Source organism: Pseudomonas sp. CF161 (assembly GCF_000416215.1).
GTDB lineage: Bacteria > Pseudomonadota > Gammaproteobacteria > Pseudomonadales > Pseudomonadaceae > Aquipseudomonas.
On sequence record NZ_ATLP01000033.1, the window covers coordinates 43,867 to 67,189 of the forward strand.

Sequence of the window (23,323 nt, forward strand, 5' to 3'; positions counted from 1 at the left end):
GAGTAACCCCGATGTGGCGTCATGCCCTATAGCCCCATCGCCGACCGGGTCGCGTAGGCGACAATGATCACCGCCACGATGACAAGACCGATCAGCACTGGCCCAGGAATCGATGGTCGGCTCGACATTACCGCGTTCGATGCGTCGTACCGGGAAAGCAGGATCACCGCCAGCACCAGCGCCCCGCCGAGGACGGTGCCGAGCCATTCGAGTGTGGTCAGGAGAGGCGACATAGGGCTCGGCGGTACCGGAAAAATACGGCCGAGATCGAGTAGATAGACGCTGACAAAAGCGAGACCGGCAAGCGCCGACAGGCCATATCCCCGCCCCTTGCGCGCGACGATAAAGGCAAGCACCAGACTTCCCAGACCAAGCACGGTCAGGAGCACGTTGAATGCGCCAAGCACCATCGCTGGATAGGCGCTGAAATCACGGGTCTCGACAAACCCTCCCGGCACCATAATGCTCAGATTGACAGCGGAGGCGATCAAGAGGGTGACAACGGCGAAACGGAAAACGGTCATGAGTGCGATCCTTCACGGTGATGTGGTCGAACTTGCCAGTTCGGTGGTGCTTTCCATCGGTGCCATCATGGCGATCATGAGGCCCACGGCCCGGCGGTTAAGGTTGAGCGCGTGTTGTTCGCCGAGTTCGTGCACATTCAGCGCAAACCACCGAGAAGGTAGGTTGCACAACGCTATAGAAGCTGACTTGGCCGGACGCTTACGGCTATGTCACCGACTTAGCTGATTAATCAGCCCCATCGTAATCAAGCGTCCGCAGGATCATCCTGCATACATTCGAAATGGCTCCGCTGATACGACAAGAGTTCTCCGGCCTCACTCGCACTGTGCATCGGCAGGCATGTAAGAACATCCTTCAACTAAGCATCCATTGCCGCTTTGCTATGCCGCAATGGTGCAATGGTGCAATGGTGCATGGGGTCCGGCTCGTGCGAAACTTCACCGACTTACGAATCACGAACGGTGTTGAAATGGTGCGTCTGCTTGCTGTTTCTGGAAGTCTGCGTCAGGCCTCCTCCAACTCAGTTCTGCTACGAGCAGCTGAGCGTCTATGCCCCGAAGGGGTATTGGTCGTGCATTACGAAGGCCTAGCTGAATTGCCTCACTTCAACCCGGATCTGCTCGAGGATCCCCCCGAGGCAGTCATAGCGTTACGTGCAATTATCGGGCAGGCGGATGGGCTGTTGTTTTCTTGCCCCGAGTACGCCCGAGGTATTCCTGGCGCATTCAAAAACATGCTCGATTGGCTCGTGAGCAGTGAAGAGTTTCCGGACAAGCCTGTCGCGCTTTTCAACTCATCGCCCAGAGCCAGTCACGCGCAAGCTGCATTGCGGCTGGTCCTGGATACGATGTCGGCTCGCATCATCGAGGAAGCGTCAATGACGGTTAACCTCCTCTCCAGTCGATTGAACGCCGAGAACATTGCCACCGACCCGGTGCTGGGCCCACTGATTGGTACTGCCCTCGGCGCGTTTAAACGGTGCCTCGACAAGCAAAAACTTTGATGCTCCAACAAGGGTTGCACCCGTTGGTTTGACTGAGTGAAACGACACGACAAGTACGCGCCGGGCTTACTGGCGTTGAGCGCAGTTAAACACTCAAAAACGTCCTTCAGTCACGGCTTGCGGTTTTGAGAAAGAACGCTGTGTCGAACGCTTCAACCACAGGCATGGCGATGCGCAACTGAGCAAGCCCCTCCTTACTGAGTGATAGCAGATTCGCACGCTGATCTTGCGGGTCTATCCGTTTCTCGATAAGCCCATCTCTTTCCAAGCGAGATACGATCTGCGAGATGTGCATACGGTCCATGCCGGTGAAGTTCGCAATGCCATGTTGAGTGATCTGCTCACAGTCCCGCGTCAACCAACCGCACACAGCCAGAATCGCGAACTGCGGCTGGGTGAGCCCCAAGGGTTTCAAGAGCACATTGAGTTGGCGCTGCCAATCCAAGAATTCGCGCCAGAGTCGGAACCCCGGGCTACCACTGGGTCCCGCGTAGGCAGAACTACTCCATTTATCGTCCATGGCCAACGTGTCCCCACTCACGGTGCACTCACCTGGGCTTCGCTGGCGCGCTTAAGGCCGTACATCGTGTTGGGCAACGAAGCCTGAATGGACCTGCCAACCAAATATCGAAACAAAAAGCTCAGCGGCCCTCTGAATTCGACCCAATGGGTTGCAACGGTCGATCCACCACTCGCCGACAGGCTGTGACCGAACCACATGCGGCATAACGGCAACCGGGTCTGCACCGAGAATGACGTGCCTTGCGTCACCTCCACGATCTGTATATTGGCCTTCGGTCCGCTCCTGGGCTTCAGCCACCCCTTAGCCCCCAACTTGAGACCATCGGGCAAACTTGCCGCGGTCACCTCCGGATCCCAATCGACCCAGTGGGCAGCGTCCTGATACAGACGGAAAACGCGCTCAGGCTCAGTTTTAATCTCAATGGACGCTTTGATCTGCATGGCTCGCTCCTTGGGTCATGTATCGAAGCGATATAGTAAATACATTTACTATTCGAGACTAGCTGGAAAATGCTCAAGCCCGTAGCGGCGGCACCTCACTCTCCTGAATGCAGGGCGACCCCGACAGGCTGCACCCGTCGAGAGTTCGCATTGAAGGCGTTAGTACTGCCTGACGGTAAAATGAACGATGGCGATGCGATCCAGATGAGTTTGGAACGAATGTCCAAGTATCGTGAAGTGCCCAATAAAGCGGGCAGAACAAATATCTAAGAAACGTCTACTTGAATGTTCCTCTCAGCAATACGTTAGAATCACCGCCCTAAAAACAAAAAGAACCAGATGCACAAAAAATGGAAAAAGAAAGATTACATTATGGAATATCAGGAAACGCAAAATGAGCACTAATGAACAAGTACAAAGCACCGGCAAACACAGCTCCAAGTGGCAGGAACGCTTCAACTTCTTTGACACTTATGGCTCGCCGAGCGACCCACGATACAAGGCCGCAATCAAGACGCTGCCTGGCTTCAAGAAAAAAATGCTCATTAACGCCAACGTGATTGCGTTCTTCTTCGGGCCTATTTATCTATTCGTCTTGGGTCTCTGGAAGAAAAACCTGGCCATGCTGGGCATCATTCTTGCGATCAATGTCGTGGCGAGTGTCATCTTTGCACTCTTGGGCATGGACTTCCCTAAACCGCTGAACACGGGTCTGAACGTCGCTATCTCCATGACTTATGCGCTCATGACCAACTACTCGTACTACCTGAAAGAAGTGAAAGGCGAACAAAGCTGGAATCCGTTCCAAGGCATGCGTTTCTGATTACAGACTTAGCCAGTCAAGAGCCCGCACCTCATCATGAGGATGCGGGCTTTTTTTATTGAACGGAGCCCTCCCCTGACTGAACTCGCCGAGACTCGACAACGTCCACCGCGAACTTAGTGCTCTGGGTGGCTGAATGGGTAGTTTTCGGACAGCACAGCCGATGCAGCGATTGCCGGCTCGAACGCCGGCAGCCAGTGCATCTACTGGCTGACTCTTGCATGAACCCACTCGTTTATCGTTTCAAGGGCACCCGGCGCGTAGGCGTGACGACTTTCCATCAGGAACCTCATCGTGGTGAACCAGGACCATTCATTGGTGAGTTGCGTGTTGTAAGCCGCCGCCCTCAGGAGCCCATGGGTTGCATCCGGTATGACTTCAATCCGGTTGGCCGGATGGTTGCCGCCAACCGTCTGCCGGTAGAGGGTTGCGCTGGCTTGGGGATCGACATTCAGATCGTCCGCGCCCCACAACGCAAGCAATGGAATGTCGAGCTTTTCCAAGGCAGTGGTTGCATCTTCGTGAAGGTTTCGCCGCACAAACGCCCAGCGCTCTGGGCTCATACCGTCCAGAAAGGCAACCGGCGGCACCTGCGCAGAGGCAAACAAACGCTCATCGGCGGCGGCCATCTCAGCCATCCTTGTGTCGATCTCAGACTGGGACATCTCTGTGCGCTGCAACCGCGTCCGAGTGTACTAGTCACCTTGCCGTTGCCAGGATACGGCGCCTCCGACCAGCACAAGAAAGTCCGCATCTCCCGACGCCAGGCGAGGCAGTACCCAGCCGGCTTGTGAAAATCCAAGCGCACCCACAGGGATTGCTGGCAGCTTGCTGCGCAGGACGGACAACGCGCTGCGCACGTCTACTTAGCGGTCAGTCATGGACTGGCTGAGCCAATCCCCCGGCGAATCGCCAATACCTGGTTTATCCCACGAAACAACCGCAATGCCTGCATCGAGAAGCGCGTTGATGAGGGGATCGTAACCTTGCTGCGACGTGCGATCTTGGGGGCCATCCCCGTGAACCAGCACGACTGCCGCTGTTGCTGCATGGTCGGGCAGCCAGAGTGTGCCGGCCAGGCGCAGCCCATTTGCGTAGAATGCAAAAGGCTCGCTGGTTCTGCGATCCAGACCATATGTGTCAAGCCGCGCGAGAACGATCAAAGCGATCGCCACGATGAAACACACGACGGAAATCAACGTTACGCGGTACCGCTTCATCCAGATGTCCTTATGCTGTTGGTGCCGACGCCGAATTGACCCAGTTACCGAGATGTCACTGACCCAGTCTGATTCCTCGCGAACCAATACCTGTCCTGGATTTGTGCCAATTTGAAGATGGGTCAGTCTTGCGTCGGCACGTGGGGCAATTCGGCATCGGCGTCAACAGTCCTTGAGCGCCTGTACCCAAACCAGCTCGCCTTAGAGGCGGCCGTGATGGAATTAACCCTGAGGGCTGAGCGCCACGGCGCGACAGACACTGGCGACAATGTACGCGGTGCACTTCAAACAATCGGAGAGAACACCGGACACATCAAACAAGGCCTAGCCAAACTGAAAGGCCAAGGCCCACACTAATCAAGCCGTCCCCGACGTCTCGCCTGCAACAGCCTTTTTGGACTTTGTGCGCATACAGTCCCGAGCCAGCACGCGCTGTTCGGCGCGAAGGATGACCCCGTGCGACCCAGTTCGTCAGATACAGCTCTCAAGCTATGTGTACCTTGGTAAAATGGCATAATATGCCAATGGTCGAAAGAACCTGTTTGCCCAGAGCTGGAGCTAATTATGGCGACGCGAAACGTTGTGCTCACCCCTCACCAGGAACAGGTTATCCATGAACTGGTTCAGTCCGGCCGTTATCAGAATGCCAGCGAAGTGATGCGAGAAGGTTTGCGGCTATTGGAGCAACGCGTCGCCGAAGACACCGCCAAAATTGAGGCCCTGCGTCAGGCGACCTCGATCGGCATCATGGACCTTGAGCACGGGCGCTTCACGCAGTTGAACGAAGGGGATCTGGAGCACTACCTCGAGGGGTTGAGCCTGGAAGCCACCCTCCCCGCGAGGGAAAAACACTGAGCATGCCGCAGTATCGGATTTCCAACGCGGCGCGCGCCGACATTGTCGACATCCTCAGGCTCTCCCAGACGCAGTTCGGCGATCGAGCACGCCAGCGCTACCAGGCACTGATCCTCGCTGCGCTGCAAGCGATTGCCGACACGCCTTATCGCATTGGCAGCCACGACCGCGATGAGCTTGCACCGGGCCTTCGCAGCTATCACCTCATCTATTCACGCCAGCAGGCCAAACACCCCCATGGGACGGTCAACAGCCCACGCCATATCGTGTTCTATCGTGTGGCAAACGACGACGTGATCGAGGTCGTCCGACTTCTTCATGACGCCATGGAAGTGCAACTGCACCTGCCCAACGACTGATCACCGACCTGGCCTAAAGGCTTAACCGGCCATGAACAGCGAAGGTAAGACGCCCCCCTCTACATCTCAACCTGAGCGCCCTCGCTGTCAGCCGACTCGGCGGCCAATTGAAGCGGGAGGTTCTGGGTCCGACCGGACTATCGAGACCCACGACCAGAAACACGATGTTCAACTTTGCGTACCACTTTCAATGCTGAACAACCGCTTTCTAGGCGTTTTCCGTAGCCAGGCGCCTGGCATTACGCTCCAGCTGCCGATGGACACGCGGATCGATGCCCCTAGCGACCAGTGCCCTCGCAACATCACGCAGAGCGCGAGCATCTCGTAAGCTAATTTCAGGATAGGTACCGAGAGAAATACGGGGTTGATTATCCGCCCAGGAAAAGCGGAAGTGCCAGCACTTGGCGCCTTTCGTACTCACGAAAAGAGCGAGGCCGTTGTAATCAGGAAGGGTGTAGTCCTTGGCACGAGGTTTGGCGTGTCGGACCGAGGTATCGGTGAGAGCCATCGTACAATCTCCGTCTCGTTTGGATGGAGGAGATTTGTACGGTTTCCAGAGAGGCGAGTCCCACGAAAAAGTGATCTACCAAGCGCCGGATTAATGTACTAAAAAATGTACTAAGAAAACGTGGATGGTAGTGTTTTCGAGTGGAGCTTACTGGAACTAAAAAAGAGGCCGAAGCCTCTTTTTTCAGTTTCTGCAGACTTCAATAGAAACCTGTAGAACAATAATTGGAGCGGGAAACGAGAATCGCATCTGGCGTCCGACCCATTGAAATCTAAAGGGTTTCTTTTCCTGCTCAAGCAGAAAAGGACTCAATTCTGGACTTGTTATTGAGACGTTTCAAGAGCTAGACAAGGATAAACTCTTTGGCGATCTACTGGTCGACACATAACCATTTGACGATCAGTATCAATCGTAGAACCTCCATGCTCCTCTCCCGTCAATATCCCTTGCATAAGTCCACTTGATTGATCAGAGGAAGCATCTGCATAGCCTTGAGAATGTTCTCCGCAATTCCCTGTGCCGCACTTCTCGGACAGGATAAACCCGCAACGTGGGGAGTAATCAGAATCTGCGGGTGCGCCCATAGTCCGCTGGTTTGAGCCAAAGGCTCAATACAGGTAACGTCCAGAGTCGCCGCTTCGATTTGCCCCAGCGCTAATGCACTCAGCAGATCGTCCTCGATCAAATGCTCGCCTCGGCCCATGTTGATCAACTGAACCGGGCGACTGAATCTTGCAAACAGTGACTGATTCAAAATGCCAGACGTTTGTGCTGTCAGCGGCAATACATTGATCAGAATGTCCACTTGCCCCACCAATGCATCAAGCCCGGTCTCGCCAGTCAACGACTGCAGCCCCGCAATGTCCTTGGACGTATTGCTCCAGCCCTTGACCTCGAAGCCGTCAGCAATCAACGCAGAGGAAATGGCCATGCCCAGTCTGCCAAGCCCCAACACGCCGATGCAACGTTGCGCTGCACGAACCGGGGGGTTGAAGCTCCATCTTCTTTGGCGACTGTCTTGCTCGTAACGGTGGAGCTCACGGTGATAGCGAAACACGCAGGCTCGCGCATACTCAACCATTGAGACAGTCAGGGACTCGTCAACCAGCCGCGCAACGGGAACACCCTCGGGTAGAGTCGACAAATCCAACTGATTGATCCCGGCCCCCAGCGACAATACCGCCTTGAGGTGGATGAAACCCGCCAGCCCCTGTTTGGGGGTCGTCCATAGCAAAGCGACGTCCACAGTATGTGGATGCTCGCAGTGTGGCCCGACTGAAAACTTCACTTCACCCAACCATTCGGTCAGTGCAAGCCTCCATTGTTCCGGATCATCCAGCTCGCTATGAAAGTACAGATGTAGAGGACGATCGATCATGATTGGCTACCCGCTAGTACGCTGAAAAAAATGGCTCGGCGGTGATTAGCGTCTTCGTAATCACCGATTGAAAAACCCAGCCTTACATCCGCTTATGGAAATATGCTCTTAAAAAATCCACTGCAACTCTGACCTTCGCTGAAGTCAGAAGAGGCGAGCTGTGCACCGCCCAGATGTCTGCCGACTGGTAAAAATCCGATAGCACATGCACCAACCTTCCCTGCTTCAGGTCATCATTGATATCCCACATCGATCGCAGCAACACTCCCCGTCCATTCAGGCACCAATGTCGGGCGATCTCGCCATTGTTTGTCGAGAAGCTTCCCGTCACTTTTACCGTTTCGTCACCTCTGGGTCCCGTCAACTCCCAGACACCGAAGGGATGGTCGCGCTCCTTGATCACCAGACAATCGTGATGGCCCAAATCACCTAGGGTTCGAGGAGTACCATGCGCCTCGAGATAGCTGGGGCTGGCACAGAGCACGCGTCGGTTGGAAGCCAATGGCTTGGCGATGAAGTGCGGGGAAATTTCGTTACCCACTCGCACGTCAAGGTCGACCCCCTCCTCCAGGAGATTGACAAGTCGATTGCGAATATCCAGACGCACTTCAAGCTCGGGATAAAGCAAACCCAGTTCAGCCAATGCGGGTGCGACCAATCGGCGTCCCAGACCCGGGCTGCTCACCACCCTCAAAAGGCCCGAAGGATCATCGTGCAACGCGTCGATTTCTTCGTCCAACTGTCCGACTTGATGAAGTAGTTTTTGCGCCCAAAGGCTCACGCGTTCGCCATCATCGGTCAACGTGACACTACGGGTGGATCGATGGAGAAGACGCAGATTGAGGTCTGTTTCGAGCGTGCGCACGCGCTTGCTGACGAAGGCAGGCGACATGCCCAACTCATCCGCTGCGGTGGTGAAACTGAATCTACGGGCAACCAGTAGAAAAACCCGGAGGTCATTCAAGTTCGGGAGATTTTTCACACTCTGTAAACCCAGTTTCAATAGTTGACGAGATTATCTCTGGCGTGTGCCGCTATAGCATGGGCTTCAACTTTTACGGAGCATCCCATGACAACTAAAACGTACCGTATCGCCTCCATTCCAGGCGACGGCATCGGCCTGGAAGTTCTGCCGCAAGGTGTTCGCGTCGTTCAAGCCGCGGCAAAAAAAAACGGTATTTCCATCACATTCGATTACTTCGAGTGGGCCAGCTGCGACTACTACCTCGAACACGGAAAAATGATGCCGGATGACTGGTTCGAGCAACTGCAGCAGTACGATGCCATTTTCTTCGGTGCGGTCGGTTGGCCCGACAAAGTTCCCGATCACATTTCCCTCTGGGGTTCGCTGCTCAAGTTCCGCCGTGAGTTTGATCAGTACGTGAATATCCGTCCGGTCCGCCTGTTCCCCGGCGTACCTTGTGCGTTAGCCAACCGAAAAGTCGGCGACATCGACTTTGTAGTGGTCCGCGAAAACACGGAGGGCGAGTACTCGTCAATCGGTGGAATCATGTTTGAAAATACCGAAAATGAATTCGTCATTCAGGAGTCGATTTTCACTCGTCGCGGTGTCGACCGGATTTTGAAATACGCCTTTGACCTGGCGGAGAAACGCGATCGCAAACATGTCACTTCGGCCACCAAATCAAACGGCATGGCAATCAGCATGCCCTACTGGGACAAACGCACCGAAACCGTTGCGCAGAACTACCCGTCCGTCACGTGGGACAAACAACATATCGATATACTCTGCGCCCGTTTCGTTTTGCAACCTGACCGCTTCGACGTGGTAGTAGCGTCGAATCTCTTTGGCGACATTCTTTCCGACCTCGGTCCAGCCTGCGCCGGAACCATCGGTATCGCACCGTCTGCCAACCTCAATCCCGAGCGCAACTTTCCTTCGCTTTTTGAGCCGGTACACGGCTCAGCACCCGATATATTCGGCAAAAATGTCGCCAACCCTATTGCCATGATCTGGTCGGGCGCATTGATGCTTGAGTTTCTGGGGCAAGGTGATAACCGCTATCAACAGGCTCACGACGACATTCTCAACGCCATTGAAGCTGTCATTGCTGAAGGCGCTGTCACACCCGATATGGGCGGCCAACTGTCCACTCAGGAAGTAGGTTCTGCGGTTGTAGCAACACTCGAAAACCAACGCTAATCGAGCATCAAAGGCTGTTAACGCCTCCATTGAAAGAGGCGTTAACTACGGGTGGTGCAGGACCGGAATGTAATACCCTGCCCATCACTGGGTCACGCTTGCTTACAGGCTCGACGCAATCGTTTTATTGATGGAGTGCTTCAAGATTTCCATCAGCTTGTCGATATCCGCAGCGGTGTAATTCAGAGACGGGGCAAAGCCCAGAATATCGTCAGCGAAAGCACGGAAAACCAAACCTTCCTCAAACGCATGCTTTAGAACTTGCTGCCCCAGCTTTAGATTGGCAGCCGGTTTCGCCTTGGTGCGTTTGTCGACGACCAATTCAACTGCCGCCAGCAAACCGCGACCGCGAACCTCCCCCACGCACTCAATCGACTCCAGCTCCTTCAAGCGCTGCTGGAAGTAGGCACCGACACTAACTCCGTTCTGAAGCAAGCCACCTTCGTAGAGATCGAGGGTCGCGTTGGCGATAGCAGCACTGACAGGGTGCCCGGCATATGTCTGGCCATGGCCAAGCGCAGTGCCGTCGCGTCCTGCTTCAGCAAGCACGGAATAAATGTGTTCAGCGATGAATGTGGCGCCCATGGGCGCATAACCGGAGGTCAAGCCTTTGGCGACAGTCAGCATGTCCGGGCTGACATTATCGGTCTCGCAGGCAAACAGTGGACCTGTGCGGCCAAAGCCTGTAATCACCTCGTCGACAATCAACAGAATGCCCAGTCGATCGCAGGCCTCTCGCATGGCTTTCAAAAAGCCTTTAGGTGGAACGATCACACCGCCCGAACCCTGGATCGGCTCACAAATGAACGCCGCTACAGTATCAGCGCCCAGTTGGCTGACTTTTTCTTCCAGCGCCTTGACGGTGCTGAGCAACACTTTTTGCTCGTCAGGACCATCAGGGTGGCGATAGGTGTAGGGAGATGGAATGTGGTGCTGTTCTGGCGTAGGCACATCAAAATGGCGGTGAAACAGAGGCAATGCAGTCAAGCCGCTGCCTTCGGTAGAAGTACCGTGGTAACCGCGCTGCAAACCGATGAACTGCTTCTTCTTAGGCTGACCTATCGCATTGAAATAATAGCGAACCAAACGAATGGCGGTATCGACCGCGTCAGATCCACCTTGACCGAAAACGACGCGATTCAAACCTTGGGGCGCCAATGCGGTCAGCCGCGATGCCAGTCGAATGGCGGGCTCACTGGCGAAGTGAAAATAGCCGGTGGCGTAGGGCAGTTTTTCCAGCTGTTCTTTCGCAGCGTCTACGATGGTTTGCTGGCCATAACCCGCGTTGACACACCAAAGCCCCGAAAACGCATCCTGCACGCGTTTACCGTGAATGTCGGTGAGGTGGATCCCTTCCGCTGATGTCCAGATGGTCGGCCCTACGGCTTCATGTTCCAGTAAAGCTGTAACGGGATGAACCCAATGACGATCCTGGATTATCAAATTTTCTACACCACGCATAAAAAGCTCCAATGTGATCAAACTAAATTAAAAGCCATTGATCCTTTTAAAAACAAAGAACACCTGCAATAACGACTTGATTGCACGTGTTCTCATGCGAATTTAAAAACCAAATAAATCCTGACATATCGAACAATCAAAATACCAAAAGCACTTTAAGATGAGCCCGCTATACGATCATAAAAGATTGTGGGCCAGTAACTTCATGACATCATGGCCCAGCAGACAGCACTCCTCACTTGTCAGGAATTAATCCAGACCACCCTGGCAGGTGTATTTGATGTGCATGTACTCTTCCAGTCCGTGGGTGGAGCCTTCGCGTCCATAGCCAGAGTCCTTTACGCCACCAAACGGAGCCGCTTCTGCCGCAATGGCGCCCTCATTGATACCAACAATGCCGCACTCCAGAGCCTCTGAAACTCGCGTGACCCGGCGTAAATCATTGGTATAGAAATAGGAAGCCAATCCAAACGGCGAGGCATTGGCCCACTCCAAGACTTCTTCTTCGGTGTTGAATTTGGTCAAGGGCGCTACAGGACCGAAGGTTTCCTCGTGGAAGCATTTAGAAGACCTGTCGACATCGACCAATACGGTAGGTGCGTAGTAAGTAGGGCCGACACATTCGGCAGATTGGATACGCTTGCCGCCGGTGGTGATCCGAGCGCCCTTTTCAACGGCGTCATTGACATGGCTTTCGATCTTGTCGATGGCTTTTGCGTTGATCATTGGACCGATCTGCGACGCAGGATTTGTGGCAGGCCCCACGACCAACGCGGCTACACGGGCCGTGAGCTTGCGAACGAATTCATCGTAAATACCGGCCTGGACGTAAATGCGGTTAGGGCATACGCAGGTTTGACCACCATTTCTGAACTTCGCGACCATCAGGCCTTCGACCGCATCGTCGAGCACTGCATCATCAAATACGATGAAGGGCGCATTACCGCCGAGTTCCAGCGACAGTTTTTTCAGCGTGCCCGCCGATTCTCGGGCGAGGTGCTTGCCGACAGGCGTCGATCCGGTGAAGGTGATCTTGCGCACACGCGCGTCATCGAGCCATACATCAGCCACTTCCTTCGACTGCGCCGTGACAACAATATTAAGCACCCCTGCCGGGACGCCCGCTTGCTCAGCCAACTTGACCAGCGCCAAGGAGGTCAGCGGTGTTTCCGCGGCCGGCTTGCAAACGACTGTGCAGCCAGCTGCCAACGCTGGTGCTATTTTTCGAGCGATCATTGCAGCCGGGAAATTCCACGGTGTAATGGCGGCCACAATGCCGATCGGCTCCTTGAGTGCTGCCATCCGGCGTCCAACCGCAGGGCTTGGAATGATCTCGCCGTTGGCGCGTGTTGCCTCCTCGGCAAACCACTCAACATAACTGGCGGCATAGGCCACCTCGCCGACGCCTTCAGCCAAGGGTTTACCTTGCTCGGAGGAAATGATTTTTCCAAGGTCCTGAGCATTTGCAATGATCAAATCATTCCAGCGTTTCAGAATAGTGGCACGCTGTTTTGCAGGAACTTTCTTCCAGGTTTCAAAGGCGACAGCGGCGGCCTCAACTGCGTCCCTGGCGTCGTCGGCACCACTGTCAGGAACGGTGGCGTAAAGCTCACCCGTTGCTGGATCGACCACCGGCAAGGTATTACCACTCTTAGCCGCACACCAGACGCCATTGATAAAGTTCTTCTGAAGCAGCAGGTCTTCATTATCTATCTTGAACGACATTATTCCTCCAACACACTCGAAAAAAACACAACGTAATTAACGGTTTGCGCGCTTAGTTAAGAGTTGATAAATAAATAAGCGACCCTTGGTATTTCCCGACACCCTTTATTAGCGGCGCCAGCACGCTCATTTTTTCATGGACCATCGGTCACGACGTAGACCTTTCACGAATCCAATAATAGGGTTCGTGATAATGAGGTCACACCTACGAAAGAACGCAAAAAGAAGGGGGTTACTCGTACTTCGAGAAGGAAAGCAACCCACACAAAACGAAACGAGCCGCTTGAAAAAAAAGGCGCGGCTCAAGTCGTCCGCGCCCCGTCAACTGCACTCAGTGCCCTCCCAGATACGCGCTCCTTACCTCATCGTTACCCAGAAGCTCTTGGCCTGTGCCCGTCATACGAATCTCTCCATTGACCATCACGTAGGCTCGATCACTTAACCTGAGCGCGTGGTTGGCATTCTGCTCGACCAGAAAGATGGTCATGCCGCTCTTCGCGAGCTCGCGCAGGGTCGAGAAGATATGCTTGACCACAATCGGCGCCAAACCAAGTGAAGGCTCATCCAGCAGCAGCAACTTAGGTCGGCTCATAAGCGCTCTGGCGATGGCGAGCATCTGCTGCTCGCCCCCGGACATGGTCATGGATCGCTGATTACGGCGCTCCTTGAGTCGTGGGAAAAGCTCGAACATACGCTGACGATCCTCATCGGCATGCTCCATGCCAATAGGGATGGTGCCCATGAGCAAGTTCTCATCCACCGTCATGTCCGGAAATACTCGCCGGCCCTCCGGCGACTGGGCGATACCGTTGGACGCGACAAAGTGAGTGCTTTTGCGCGTAATCTCCTGCCCCTGATAAATGATCTGCCCTGCACTGGCTTGAGGCTGGCCGAAAATCGACATCAGCAGCGTGGACTTGCCCGCACCGTTGGCACCAATCAGGCTCACCGTCTCACCCGCATTGATATGCAGGTTCACCTTCTTCAGTGCCTGGATCTTTCCGTAATGCACATCAACGTCTTTGAACGCAAGAATCTGGGCACTCATGCCATTTCCTCTTCATCAGCACCAAGATAAGCCGCAATCACTTTGGGATCGTTCTGGATAACGCCAGGACCGCCCTGAGCGATGACCAACCCGTGATCGAGAACAATGATGTGGTCGCAGATACTCATGACCATGCCCATGTCGTGCTCGATCAGCAGCACAGTAAGGCAGTGATCATCGCGCAGCCGACGAATGATCTTGCTCAACGCAATGGTTTCCGCCGGGTTCAGACCGGCCGCAGGCTCGTCCAGACAAATCAGCTCAGGTCCGGTACACATGGCACGGGCGATTTCCAAGCGACGTTGCTGCCCATAAGACAGCTCACCAGCCAGCCGATTCGCATGCTCGACGAGATCGACAACCTCCAGCCAATAGAACGCCGTATCGATCAGCTTGCTCTCGGCTCGGCGATAACCCGGTGTATTGAGGATGCCCGCAAGCATGCTGCGTTGAGCGAGTATGTGCTGAGCAACCAGCAGGTTCTCCAGTACAGTCATTTCCTTGAACAGTCGTATGTTCTGGAAGGTCCGGGCCAGGCCTGCACGGTTGACCAAGTGCGTACCACCAAACATTTTGTACCAGAGGCGTGAACCGAACTGCTGTGGCTTGACGAAGTCATCTGCCGCGAACGGCTCCCCCAGAATCCGAATCACGTCGGTCTGTTTGTTCTGCGCATTGAGCAATATCTTGCCGCCTGTCGCGGCATAAAAACCGGTCAAGCAGTTGAATACAGTGGTTTTCCCAGCACCGTTCGGGCCGATCAGCGCGGATATCGAATGCCGCTTGATGGAGAAGTTGACGTCATTGAGGGCTTTGATGCCGCCGAAGTGCATCATCAGGCGGTTGACCGAGAGAATGTTGTCGCTCATGGCGCGACTCCTTTGCGTGGAGCAATACCGATGCGATTGATGCGAACCAGCCCACGCGGACGCCAAATCATCATCACCACCATCAGAATCCCGAATAACAGCACTCGGTATTCCGCAAGGCTGCGAAGCAGCTCAGGCGCAATGGTCAATACGAACGCCGCAATCACCACACCAACGGTCGAACCCATACCGCCCAGGACTACGATGGCGAGGATCAATGCCGACTCAAAAAACGAGAACGACGTCGGGTTCACGAAGCCTTGATAGGACGCGAAAAAAACACCGGCAATACCAGCCGTGGATGCCCCAATCATGAAGGCTGAAAGCTTGACCAGGACATGGTTCAGCCCCATCGCACGACAAGCGATCTCATCTTCGCGCAAGGCTTCCCACGCGCGGCCAACCGGCATGCGCGTCAGGCGATACTTGACGTAAAGCACCAGCGCAACCACAAGCAGCAACACCGCGTAGATGAACAGGAACTTCATATCGGAGTTGTACGCGACGCCAAAGAATTCGTGGTAAGGCACCCCACCCTCTTTCGCCCGACGAGCGAACTCCAGGCCAAAAAAAGTTGGCGACGGTGCGGTCATGCCATTAGGACCGCCGGTGAGCCCCACGCAGTTGGTCAGCAGCAGGCGAATAATCTCGCCAAAACCCAGGGTGACGATGGCCAGGTAGTCGCCGTGCATTCGCAGTATCGGGAAGCCCAGAATCATCCCTGCAAAGGCCGCCATCAGCGCCGCAATGGGCAACATGCTCCAAAAGCCCAACCCGAGGTACTGGTAGCCCATGGTCAGGCCGTACGCGCCAATGGCATAGAAACCGACAAAACCCAAATCAAGCAAGCCCGCCAGCCCCACCACAATGTTCAGACCCAGACCGAGCAACACGTAGATCAACCCAAGAATCATTACCGTCAGCAGGTATTTGTTGGCAAAGAACGGGAAGACCACCGCGAGCAGGATCAACACCGGGATGATCCAGCGTATCTGCGAGCGATAACCCGGCGGATACACGCCGACACCCCCTCCGGTATGCTCAAATTTCTCCAGCACCCCAAGCCCCATTGAGGTCTGTAGAAATAGGCTCAGCAGGAGCCGACCGGCCATTACAGCCCCCACCATCCACACCACACGGTCAAAACGAAGGTTGAAGTCGTAGCCCTGTAGAACCACGCCAACCACCGGGCCGAATACGATCAGCGCTATCAAGCCGGCCAAGACACTATCTACCAGACTTTTTTTCACATTGAGGGAATCAGAAGTTGTGCTCACGGCATTACACCTTGGTTACCTGAGGACGGCCCAACAGGCCCTGAGGACGGAAGATCAGGATCAGCACCAGCAAGGAAAACGAGAAAACGTCCTTGAAGTCGGAGTTCACCAGCCCTGCGAAATGCGCCTCTGCCACGCCAAGAATCAGCCCGCCAAGCATGGCTCCCGGCAATGAACCGATACCGCCCAGCACCGCAGCCGTGAATGCTTTGACCCCAATGATGAAGCCTGCGTAGAAATCGAACGTCCCGTAGTTGACGGTAATCAGCACACCCGCCAATGCGCCCATCGACGCACCAATGACAAACACATAGGAGATGACCCTGTCAGTATTGATGCCCAGGATCTGTGCCATCTTGCGATCCTGCTGCGTCGCACGGCACATGCGGCCCAGACGGGTGTTCTGAATAATGAAGGTCAGCGCCAGCATGCCAATGATGGCCGCTGCGATAATGAAAAGCTTCGTGTAGGTCAGCATCACGAAGCCGTCTCCCAGATGCAGACGAATAGCCCCGTCGAGCATCGTGGGAATCCCTTGCTGCCTGGCACCCTGACTAAGCTGTACGTAGTTTTGTAGGATCAACGACATGCCGATCGCTGAAATCAAGGGTGCCAGTCGCGTTGAATTTCGTAGCGGTTTATAGGCAATGCGCTCAATCGCGAAGCCGTATACGCCAGTCACCACAATGGTGAAAACCAGGGTGCCGAGAATCACCAACGGAAAGGAATGAACGCCGAAAAAACCCAGGAGGGCGATGGCGATTGCTGCCAGGTAGGCAGACACCATGTACACGTCACCGTGTGCAAAGTTGATCATGCCGATGATGCCGTAAACCATGGTGTAACCGATGGCGATCAGGCCGTAGACCGACCCGAGGGTCAAGCCGTTGATCAGTTGTTGAATGATTGTATCCACTGACGAGTTCCTGCACGTTGGGGCGATGGAGGTGCAGGCCATAGACTGGCCTGCACGCCGCACAGATCAGATCAAAGCTGACTGTAATGACCGTCCGCATCCCACTCGTACATGACATACGGCGAGTCCTTCAGGTCGCCTTGCGCAGTGAAACTTTTGCTGCCCAGGACGGTATCCACCGAATGGGACTTGAGCCACTCGCTCGCCTGGGTGCCGTCAGTGGTGCCCGCACCCTTGAAGGCGGCTGCCAAGGCCTGTACTGAGGCGTAAGAGAACAGGGTGTAGCTTTCAGGCTCATAGCCTTCAGCCCGGAACTTCGCGACCACATCCTTGCCACTGGCAAGCTTGCGTGGATCCGGATAAAACGTCATGAGCACGCCTTTGGTGTACTGCTTGCCGCCGGCAGTCGCGACCAGTTGGTCAGTTACCGTGCAATCGGTTGTGACAAAGGGAATTGTCAAACCCTGCTCACGCATCTGGCGCACCAACGGGCCCGCTTCGGGGTGGCAACCACCGAAGTAGACGACTTCGGCCTTGGAGGATCGAATCTTGGTGACGACTGCATTGAAGTCTTTCTCACCACGAGTAAGACCTTCGTAGACAACTGCCTGAACGCCCTGATTTTTCAGCGCCAGCAGCGTGGTGTCTGCCACGCCCTGGCCAAACGTGTCCTTGTCGTGAATGACCGCAACGGATTTGGCTTTCAACTTTTGCGCAATGTAATCCGCTGCAACCTGGCCTTGCTGATCGTCTCGACCCGACATACGAAATACACCGGGGAGACCGCGCTCAGTAAGCTTCGGACTCGAGGCTGCTGGCGTAATGGCAATGATCTGAGCTTCGTCATATATCTCAGTAGCAGGGATGGCCGATGAGGAGCAGTAATGCGCGATAACTCCGACCACGTGTTCAACGTTGACCATCTGATTCGCGGCGGCTACGGCCTGCTTCGGCTCGCACGCGTCATCCCCCTTGACCAATACAATCTTTTCTCCATTCACCCCTCCGCTGGCATTGATATCCGCCGCGGCTTGCGCGGCACCGCGCCAAATCTGGTCACCAAATGCAGCGTTAGGTCCGGTGAAAGGGGCTCCCACGCCGATTTTGATATCGGCAACGGCATGCGCTGAAAAAGCCACTGCAATAGCGAAAGAAAGACGGGTCGATAGTGTATGCATGCTCTTCTTCATTCTGTTGCCTCTATTATTGTTAACTTGCGGCTTTCGCGTTATAGGCCGGTTTATTCAGGCCGAAGGAAGCCACTCCGCGAAAGAGCAGCACACCTCAGTAACCTAAAATAAAGTCGAACCTCAGAATTGGCAGCGTTGCATCAAGAAGCCAGAGACCACCCTCAAGTGGCTCTATTATTTTTATTGTTTTAAGTCGCGTTTTAACGACCACAGCGCGCCGGCACTCACCTGAAAGGCATGCCAAAAGGGGGGGGAACGCTCCGTTGCGAAGATCGTAATCGCCGCCTTGCAGAAGCTCTATGCACTTGAAGTAGGATATTTGAGAGGGCTTTTCCGATTTGTCGCCGCAGCACCTTGCCCCGCAACCAAAGAGAACTTCACCACCAGCATCCACCACTCGCCAGGCCCCGCCATCAAGGTATAGACGATTGAAAACGCGCCACCAACTAAGCCGCTCGCGCTTTTTCACCATCAACTTTTAGTAGGAATTACGAGACGAAAACATCTATTTCAAATAGGTGCTAATCCGCCACGACAACGACCTAGCATGACGACGGCTGCCCGATAACGTCAAAAACTCAACAGCAGCCGGAGCGAGCAGTGGTGCGGCCATCCACTTCTTGCTTTCAGTCCGTTCTCGCCCCACCCCTTCTTAGCATGACCCCCTGCCCTTCAACTTATACAAACAACTAAAGCATTGTTGGGAGCGTCTTAATGAAACTTAAAATACTGACACTTGCCATCGCCAGCTGCGTGGCCACAACGAGCTATGCAAAAGACGAGCGCCTTACCGTCATCTCCTATGGTGGCGCAAGCAAAGACGCTCAAGTCACGGCGTTCTACAAGCCGTACGAAGCAAGTACCGGCAAACAGATTATTGCGGGCGAGTGGAATGGCGAGATGGCCAAACTCAAAGCAATGGTTGATACAAAAAGCGTTTCATGGGATGTCCTGGACGTGGAAGACACCGATCTCGCTCGCGGATGCGAGGACGGACTCTTTGAAACGCTGGACTACAGTCGCCTAGGTATCAAAGAGCCCTTGGTGGAAGGATCAAAAAGCGAGTGCGGTGTTGGAATATTTGTGTGGTCCAATGTCCTTGCCTACAACACCGAAAAGCTAAAAGAAGCCCCCAAGGGCTGGAAGGATTTTTGGGATCTTAAAAAATTTCCGGGCAAGCGCAGCCTTCGAAAATCCGCAAGAGGATCACTTGAGTTTGCACTGCTCGCAGATGGCGTGAAGCCCGCCGATGTTTACAAGCTGCTCGCCACCCCAGAAGGCGTTAATAGGGCATTCAACAAACTCAATGAAATAAAATCAAGCATCCAATGGTGGGAAGCCGGCGCTCAACCCCCTCAATACCTTATCGCCGGCGATGTAGTAATGAGCTCTGCTTACAATGGCCGCATCCACGCCGCCAAAGAGTCCGGCGCCAAACTGGGGATTGTATGGGACGGAAACCTCTACCAGTTCGATGAGTGGGCCATTCCGAAGGGAACCAAAAATATCGATGCTGCATACGATTTCATTTCATTCGCAATGCGGCCCGAACAGCAAAAGCTTTACACCGAAAAAATGGCGTACGGCCCCTCAAATTCGGCGGCAGCAGTGATGCTGGATAAAAAACTGGTATCTGAGCTGCCAACCTACCCGGAGAACATGAAGAACGCACTGCAAATGGACGTAGCCTTCTGGGCTGAGCATGGCGAAGCACTGGAAGAGCAATTCGTCGCCTGGTCAAGCCGAGACTGAACCATCAGGGCGCGCCAGCCATCAATGCGCAGCGTGATGGCTGGCCATCACCAACAACAGTTGCATCCCCACCTTCCGAGCTGCACCTCACTATTCCTTGCCCCCAACCAGACCAGCACTAAAAATAGGATAAATACCCATATTTATCCTATTTTTAGTTGGTATGGCCCAGATACCAATCTGATTAGAGTTAGCACCCTGAGATAGCTCGGTTAGCGCCGGAGCTATTGGCTTGATTTGATTACCGTGTAGCCGCTAACACAACAATAGGCAGCCTTATGACATCCAGTACCGCCGCATCCATTATCGACCTGAACGTGCTGATGAAGCTGCGATTTAAACTGGAGGCGCAAACGAGTGCAGAAATTCGTTTCGATGCCGCCACAAGGGCCATCTACGCGTCCGAGGCCTCCAACTATCGTCAACTGCCTATTGGTGTAGTCGTTCCCAAATCCATCGAAGATGTTGTGACGGCCATGCGCCTTTGTCAGGAGGCAAACCTGCCCTTGCTGCCCCGGGGAGCGGGCACCTCGATGTGTGGGCAGTCGGTCAACGCCGCCGTGATCATCGATACCTCAAAATACTTGAACAAGATCACCAGTATTGATGCGCAACAACGGATAGCTCGCGTTGAGCCAGGTGTGATTTGCGATCAACTCAAGAGCGCTGCCGCAAAGCATGGCCTTACTTTTGGTCCCGATCCTGCTACACACAGCCGCTGCACTCTGGGCGGCATGATCGGAAACAACTCATGCGGTGCCCATTCGGTCATGGCCGGGAAAACCGTCGAAAACGTCGAGCGCCTGGAAATTCTCACGTATGACGGTGCGAGATTTTGGGTCGGCCCTACAGGCGAGGCTGAATATCGTGAGCATATGCAAGCAGGGGGCAGACGCGCAGAGATCGTTCAGCAGCTTAAAAAACTGGCTGATGACTACGGCGATGAAATTCGAGGCATTTTCCCCACGATCAAGCGACGCGTTTCCGGCTACAACTTGGATCAACTCCTTCCGGAGAATGGATTCAACATTGCCCGGGCACTGGTGGGCGTCGAAGGCACCTGCGTTACAGTGTTACAAGCTGAAACCCTTCTCGTCAAAAACCCAACTCATCGCCTTCTTGTAGTTTTCGGTTATGAGAATATTTTCCTGGCGGCAGACTCGGTTCCCCAGCTATTACCGTTGGAACCCATAGCAATGGAGGGACTGGACGACGGCATTATCGGCGGCCTCTTAGAGCGCGGCATGAAGGTTGACGATATCGCCGAGTTACCTCTGGGCAATGCATGGTTGATGGTGGAGTTTGGTGCCACGACGGACGCCGAGGTACTCCAAGCCGCAACTCGAGCAAGGGATATTGCACAACAACTGCCCGGAAAACCCAGCGCCCTGCTGGTAACAGACCCAAGTCTTATGAACCGTCTCTGGACGATCCGTGAAACAGGAGCATCTGCAACCTCCCTTGGGCTCAACCCCGATGAACCAGACCCTACTGTTGGCTGGGAAGATGCTGCCGTCGAACCTCACCTGCTGGGCCAATATCTGCGCGAATTTTCAAGCCTGGTTGCCAGCTATGGTTACAAGACCAACCTCTACGGGCACTTCGGCGACGGCTGTATTCACTCTCGAATCACCTTCGACTTGAAATCCAAAGACGGTATCGATAACTGGCGAGCCTTTCTGGATGAGGCCGCACATCTTGTCGTTCGTTACGGCGGCTCGCTCTCCGGCGAACATGGTGATGGACAAGCCAAAGGGGAGTATCTGCATATTATGTATTCCCCAAAAATCATGCAGGCACTGGCCGACTTCAAGGCCATTTGGGATCCCCTGAACAAGATGAACCCGGGCAAACTCATTCATGCCATGCCGGTCGACGCAAACCTGCGCATGGGGCCCGATTACAAGCGCAAAGAAGTCAAAAGTCTATTCACCTACGATGCTCGCCTGGGCGACCTTGGTTTCGCCAGAGAAACCGAGCGCTGCATCGGCATGGGCAAATGCCGCTCGCTCGAAGGTGGAACCATGTGCCCGAGTTTCCGGGCGACCAAGGAAGAGCGCTACTCCACCCGAGGCCGCGCGCGCTTGTTCTTCGAGCTGCTCAATGGAGAAGTCATCCAGGACGACTGGAACAACAAAGAAATCAAGGACTCCCTGGATCTTTGCCTAAGTTGCAAGGGGTGCAAGTCAGACTGCCCAACCAATGTCGACATCGCACGCTACAAGACTGAATTTCTGTACCGGCACTACCAGAAGTATGCACGCTCTCTCATGGACCTCATGATCGGGCGCATCGGCGACTGGCTACCGGTGGCAACCAAAGCTTCACCGATTCTCAACTACGCAATGGGCAACCCGATTTTCAGAGCAGCAGGGTCGCTGTTTGGCTTGGCGGCCGATGTGAAGTTCCCGAAAATTGCCCGCCAAAGTTTCCGCTCAGGTAAAACGGCAAAGCGCCTGCTTAAGGACCAGGATAACCAGCACAAAACAGAGGTTTTGCTTTGGGTCGATAGCTTCAACAATGGATTCACTCCGGCCGTCCTGGAAGCTGGGGTAGAAGTACTGGAAAGACTGGGCTTCAGTGTGAAACTCATGCAGCGGCATGTTTGCTGCGGTCGCCCCTACTATGATGTCGGCATGCTCGACCTGGCAAAAGCGAACCTGGAGATGATCCTGCAGCAACTCGCCCTCCCCCTCAGCAAAGGAATGCCAATCGTTGTATTGGAGCCCAGCTGCTTATCTGTATTCCGTGACGAGATGCCGAGTCTTTTCCCTGATGATCACAGGGCCAAGCAAATGACCACGTCATTGATGACACTGAGCGAGCTCATCAAGCATCACGGTATTGAGCTGCCAAAGGTTGAGGACGACCTGAGAATTCACGGTCACTGCCATCAAAAGTCATGCGGAGGCCTCGGAGCCGAGCAGTCGATACTCAAAAAGCTGGGAGACAAAGGTGGAGTCATTCCTGCGGGTTGCTGTGGCGTAGCAGGGGCATATGGATATCATAAAAAAAGCGCGCCAATCGCCAAACTTATTGGCGAAAATGAATTCAAGCCACACTTGGACAAAATCCCGGAAGACTCGGTGGTGATCGCTGACGGATTCAGCTGTCGCGGACAAATTCGAAATGTCAGCGCACGCGAGCCAATGCACTTGGCCGAGTACCTGGCGACTGTCCTGCGAGACTGAGGCGATTAGCCCGGCTCGAGAAAACACGCATCCGCTTGATGCAAGCGGATCGCAAATTTCGGTGACCGTCTCAAAATTATCCGCACAAGGCCCGCC

At 54.4% G+C, this 23,323-nt stretch carries 23 protein-coding genes; 8 read left to right on the forward strand and 15 right to left on the reverse strand.

Annotated features, from left to right (window positions below; translation table 11 throughout):
* Positions 1-26 precede the first annotated feature (26 nt).
* Positions 27-524: a hypothetical protein gene (locus CF161_RS03045; RefSeq protein WP_020295086.1), complete on the reverse strand. Its 498-nt coding sequence runs from the start codon at positions 522-524 to the stop codon at positions 27-29.
* A 428-nt stretch (positions 525-952) separates the two neighbouring features.
* Here CF161_RS03045 and CF161_RS03050 point away from each other — a divergent pair, with 428 nt between their 5' ends.
* Positions 953-1,528 (forward strand): NADPH-dependent FMN reductase, encoded by a 576-nt coding sequence (locus CF161_RS03050; protein WP_256206315.1) that lies wholly within the window; start codon positions 953-955, stop codon positions 1,526-1,528.
* 106 nt (positions 1,529-1,634) lie between these two features.
* Here CF161_RS03050 and CF161_RS03055 read toward each other — a convergent pair whose 3' ends face one another.
* Complete coding sequence (locus CF161_RS03055; RefSeq protein ID WP_043228546.1) at positions 1,635-2,048, reverse strand: MarR family winged helix-turn-helix transcriptional regulator; 414 nt, start codon at positions 2,046-2,048, stop codon at positions 1,635-1,637.
* Between the two features lie 17 nt (positions 2,049-2,065).
* Positions 2,066-2,491 (reverse strand): SRPBCC family protein, encoded by a 426-nt coding sequence (locus CF161_RS03060; RefSeq protein ID WP_020295089.1) that lies wholly within the window; start codon positions 2,489-2,491, stop codon positions 2,066-2,068.
* Between the two features lie 394 nt (positions 2,492-2,885).
* On the opposite strand from CF161_RS03060, the gene CF161_RS03065 reads away from it, so the two are divergent.
* Positions 2,886-3,314: a DUF2628 domain-containing protein gene (locus CF161_RS03065; protein ID WP_020295090.1), complete on the forward strand. Its 429-nt coding sequence runs from the start codon at positions 2,886-2,888 to the stop codon at positions 3,312-3,314.
* A gap of 203 nt (positions 3,315-3,517) precedes the next feature.
* Here the strand turns inward: CF161_RS03065 and CF161_RS33335 are convergent, their stop codons facing one another.
* Positions 3,518-3,943, reverse strand: coding sequence for a S9 family peptidase (locus tag CF161_RS33335; protein WP_256206317.1), 426 nt, complete (start codon positions 3,941-3,943; stop codon positions 3,518-3,520).
* Positions 3,944-4,180: 237 nt separating this feature from the next.
* On the reverse strand, positions 4,181-4,534 hold the full coding sequence (locus tag CF161_RS33340) for an alpha/beta hydrolase (RefSeq protein WP_256206318.1): 354 nt from the start codon (positions 4,532-4,534) through the stop codon (positions 4,181-4,183).
* Positions 4,535-4,651: 117 nt separating this feature from the next.
* On the opposite strand from CF161_RS33340, the gene CF161_RS33345 reads away from it, so the two are divergent.
* The 3 genes from CF161_RS33345 (at position 4,652) to CF161_RS03080 (ending at position 5,748) form a co-directional block, all read left to right on the forward strand.
* Positions 4,652-4,891: a hypothetical protein gene (locus CF161_RS33345; protein WP_084471641.1), complete on the forward strand. Its 240-nt coding sequence runs from the start codon at positions 4,652-4,654 to the stop codon at positions 4,889-4,891.
* A 207-nt stretch (positions 4,892-5,098) separates the two neighbouring features.
* On the forward strand, positions 5,099-5,389 hold the full coding sequence (locus CF161_RS03075; protein WP_020295091.1) for a type II toxin-antitoxin system ParD family antitoxin: 291 nt from the start codon (positions 5,099-5,101) through the stop codon (positions 5,387-5,389).
* 2 nt (positions 5,390-5,391) lie between these two features.
* Complete coding sequence (locus tag CF161_RS03080; RefSeq protein ID WP_020295092.1) at positions 5,392-5,748, forward strand: type II toxin-antitoxin system RelE/ParE family toxin; 357 nt, start codon at positions 5,392-5,394, stop codon at positions 5,746-5,748.
* Positions 5,749-5,956: 208 nt separating this feature from the next.
* On the opposite strand, the gene CF161_RS32000 is transcribed toward CF161_RS03080, so the two are convergent.
* The 3 genes from CF161_RS32000 to CF161_RS32005 all read right to left on the reverse strand — a co-directional run bounded on the left by CF161_RS32000 (position 5,957) and on the right by CF161_RS32005 (position 8,616).
* Positions 5,957-6,256: an Arm DNA-binding domain-containing protein gene (locus tag CF161_RS32000; protein ID WP_020295093.1), complete on the reverse strand. Its 300-nt coding sequence runs from the start codon at positions 6,254-6,256 to the stop codon at positions 5,957-5,959.
* Between the two features lie 436 nt (positions 6,257-6,692).
* The gene (locus tag CF161_RS03085; RefSeq protein WP_020295094.1) at positions 6,693-7,634 is read right to left on the reverse strand and encodes a glyoxylate/hydroxypyruvate reductase A; all 942 of its coding nucleotides are present in this window, start codon (positions 7,632-7,634) and stop codon (positions 6,693-6,695) included.
* Between the two features lie 82 nt (positions 7,635-7,716).
* Complete coding sequence (locus tag CF161_RS32005; protein WP_020295095.1) at positions 7,717-8,616, reverse strand: LysR substrate-binding domain-containing protein; 900 nt, start codon at positions 8,614-8,616, stop codon at positions 7,717-7,719.
* Between the two features lie 87 nt (positions 8,617-8,703).
* Between CF161_RS32005 and CF161_RS03095 the strand changes: the two genes are divergently transcribed.
* On the forward strand, positions 8,704-9,798 hold the full coding sequence (locus tag CF161_RS03095) for a tartrate dehydrogenase (protein WP_020295096.1): 1,095 nt from the start codon (positions 8,704-8,706) through the stop codon (positions 9,796-9,798).
* Between the two features lie 102 nt (positions 9,799-9,900).
* Here CF161_RS03095 and CF161_RS03100 read toward each other — a convergent pair whose 3' ends face one another.
* From CF161_RS03100 to CF161_RS03130, 7 genes are all read right to left on the reverse strand, one after another.
* Positions 9,901-11,259: an aminotransferase class III-fold pyridoxal phosphate-dependent enzyme gene (locus tag CF161_RS03100; protein WP_043228499.1), complete on the reverse strand. Its 1,359-nt coding sequence runs from the start codon at positions 11,257-11,259 to the stop codon at positions 9,901-9,903.
* 249 nt (positions 11,260-11,508) lie between these two features.
* Positions 11,509-12,984 (reverse strand): NAD-dependent succinate-semialdehyde dehydrogenase, encoded by a 1,476-nt coding sequence (locus tag CF161_RS03105; RefSeq protein WP_020295099.1) that lies wholly within the window; start codon positions 12,982-12,984, stop codon positions 11,509-11,511.
* Positions 12,985-13,315: 331 nt separating this feature from the next.
* Entirely contained in the window at positions 13,316-14,032 is a 717-nt protein-coding gene (locus CF161_RS03110; protein ID WP_020295100.1) for an ABC transporter ATP-binding protein, read from the reverse strand.
* Positions 14,029-14,901 (reverse strand): ABC transporter ATP-binding protein, encoded by an 873-nt coding sequence (locus tag CF161_RS03115; protein ID WP_020295101.1) that lies wholly within the window; start codon positions 14,899-14,901, stop codon positions 14,029-14,031. Before CF161_RS03115 ends, CF161_RS03110 begins: the two co-directional genes overlap by 4 nt.
* A complete protein-coding gene (gene livM / locus CF161_RS03120; RefSeq protein ID WP_371106504.1) occupies positions 14,898-16,151 on the reverse strand; it encodes a high-affinity branched-chain amino acid ABC transporter permease LivM in 1,254 nt (417 codons plus the stop codon). The genes CF161_RS03115 and livM overlap by 4 nt, the downstream gene beginning before the upstream one ends.
* A gap of 31 nt (positions 16,152-16,182) precedes the next feature.
* Positions 16,183-17,094 (reverse strand): branched-chain amino acid ABC transporter permease, encoded by a 912-nt coding sequence (locus CF161_RS03125; protein ID WP_020295103.1) that lies wholly within the window; start codon positions 17,092-17,094, stop codon positions 16,183-16,185.
* 71 nt (positions 17,095-17,165) lie between these two features.
* Entirely contained in the window at positions 17,166-18,284 is a 1,119-nt protein-coding gene (locus CF161_RS03130; RefSeq protein ID WP_020295104.1) for a branched-chain amino acid ABC transporter substrate-binding protein, read from the reverse strand.
* A 714-nt stretch (positions 18,285-18,998) separates the two neighbouring features.
* Between CF161_RS03130 and CF161_RS03135 the strand changes: the two genes are divergently transcribed.
* Together CF161_RS03135 and CF161_RS03140 are read left to right on the forward strand one after the other, a co-directional pair.
* Positions 18,999-20,036 carry an ABC transporter substrate-binding protein gene (locus tag CF161_RS03135; protein WP_020295105.1) on the forward strand — a complete coding sequence of 346 codons (1,038 nt, stop codon included), beginning with the start codon at positions 18,999-19,001 and terminating at the stop codon, positions 20,034-20,036.
* A gap of 278 nt (positions 20,037-20,314) precedes the next feature.
* Positions 20,315-23,227 (forward strand): FAD-binding and (Fe-S)-binding domain-containing protein, encoded by a 2,913-nt coding sequence (locus CF161_RS03140; RefSeq protein ID WP_020295106.1) that lies wholly within the window; start codon positions 20,315-20,317, stop codon positions 23,225-23,227.
* Positions 23,228-23,323 lie beyond the last annotated feature (96 nt).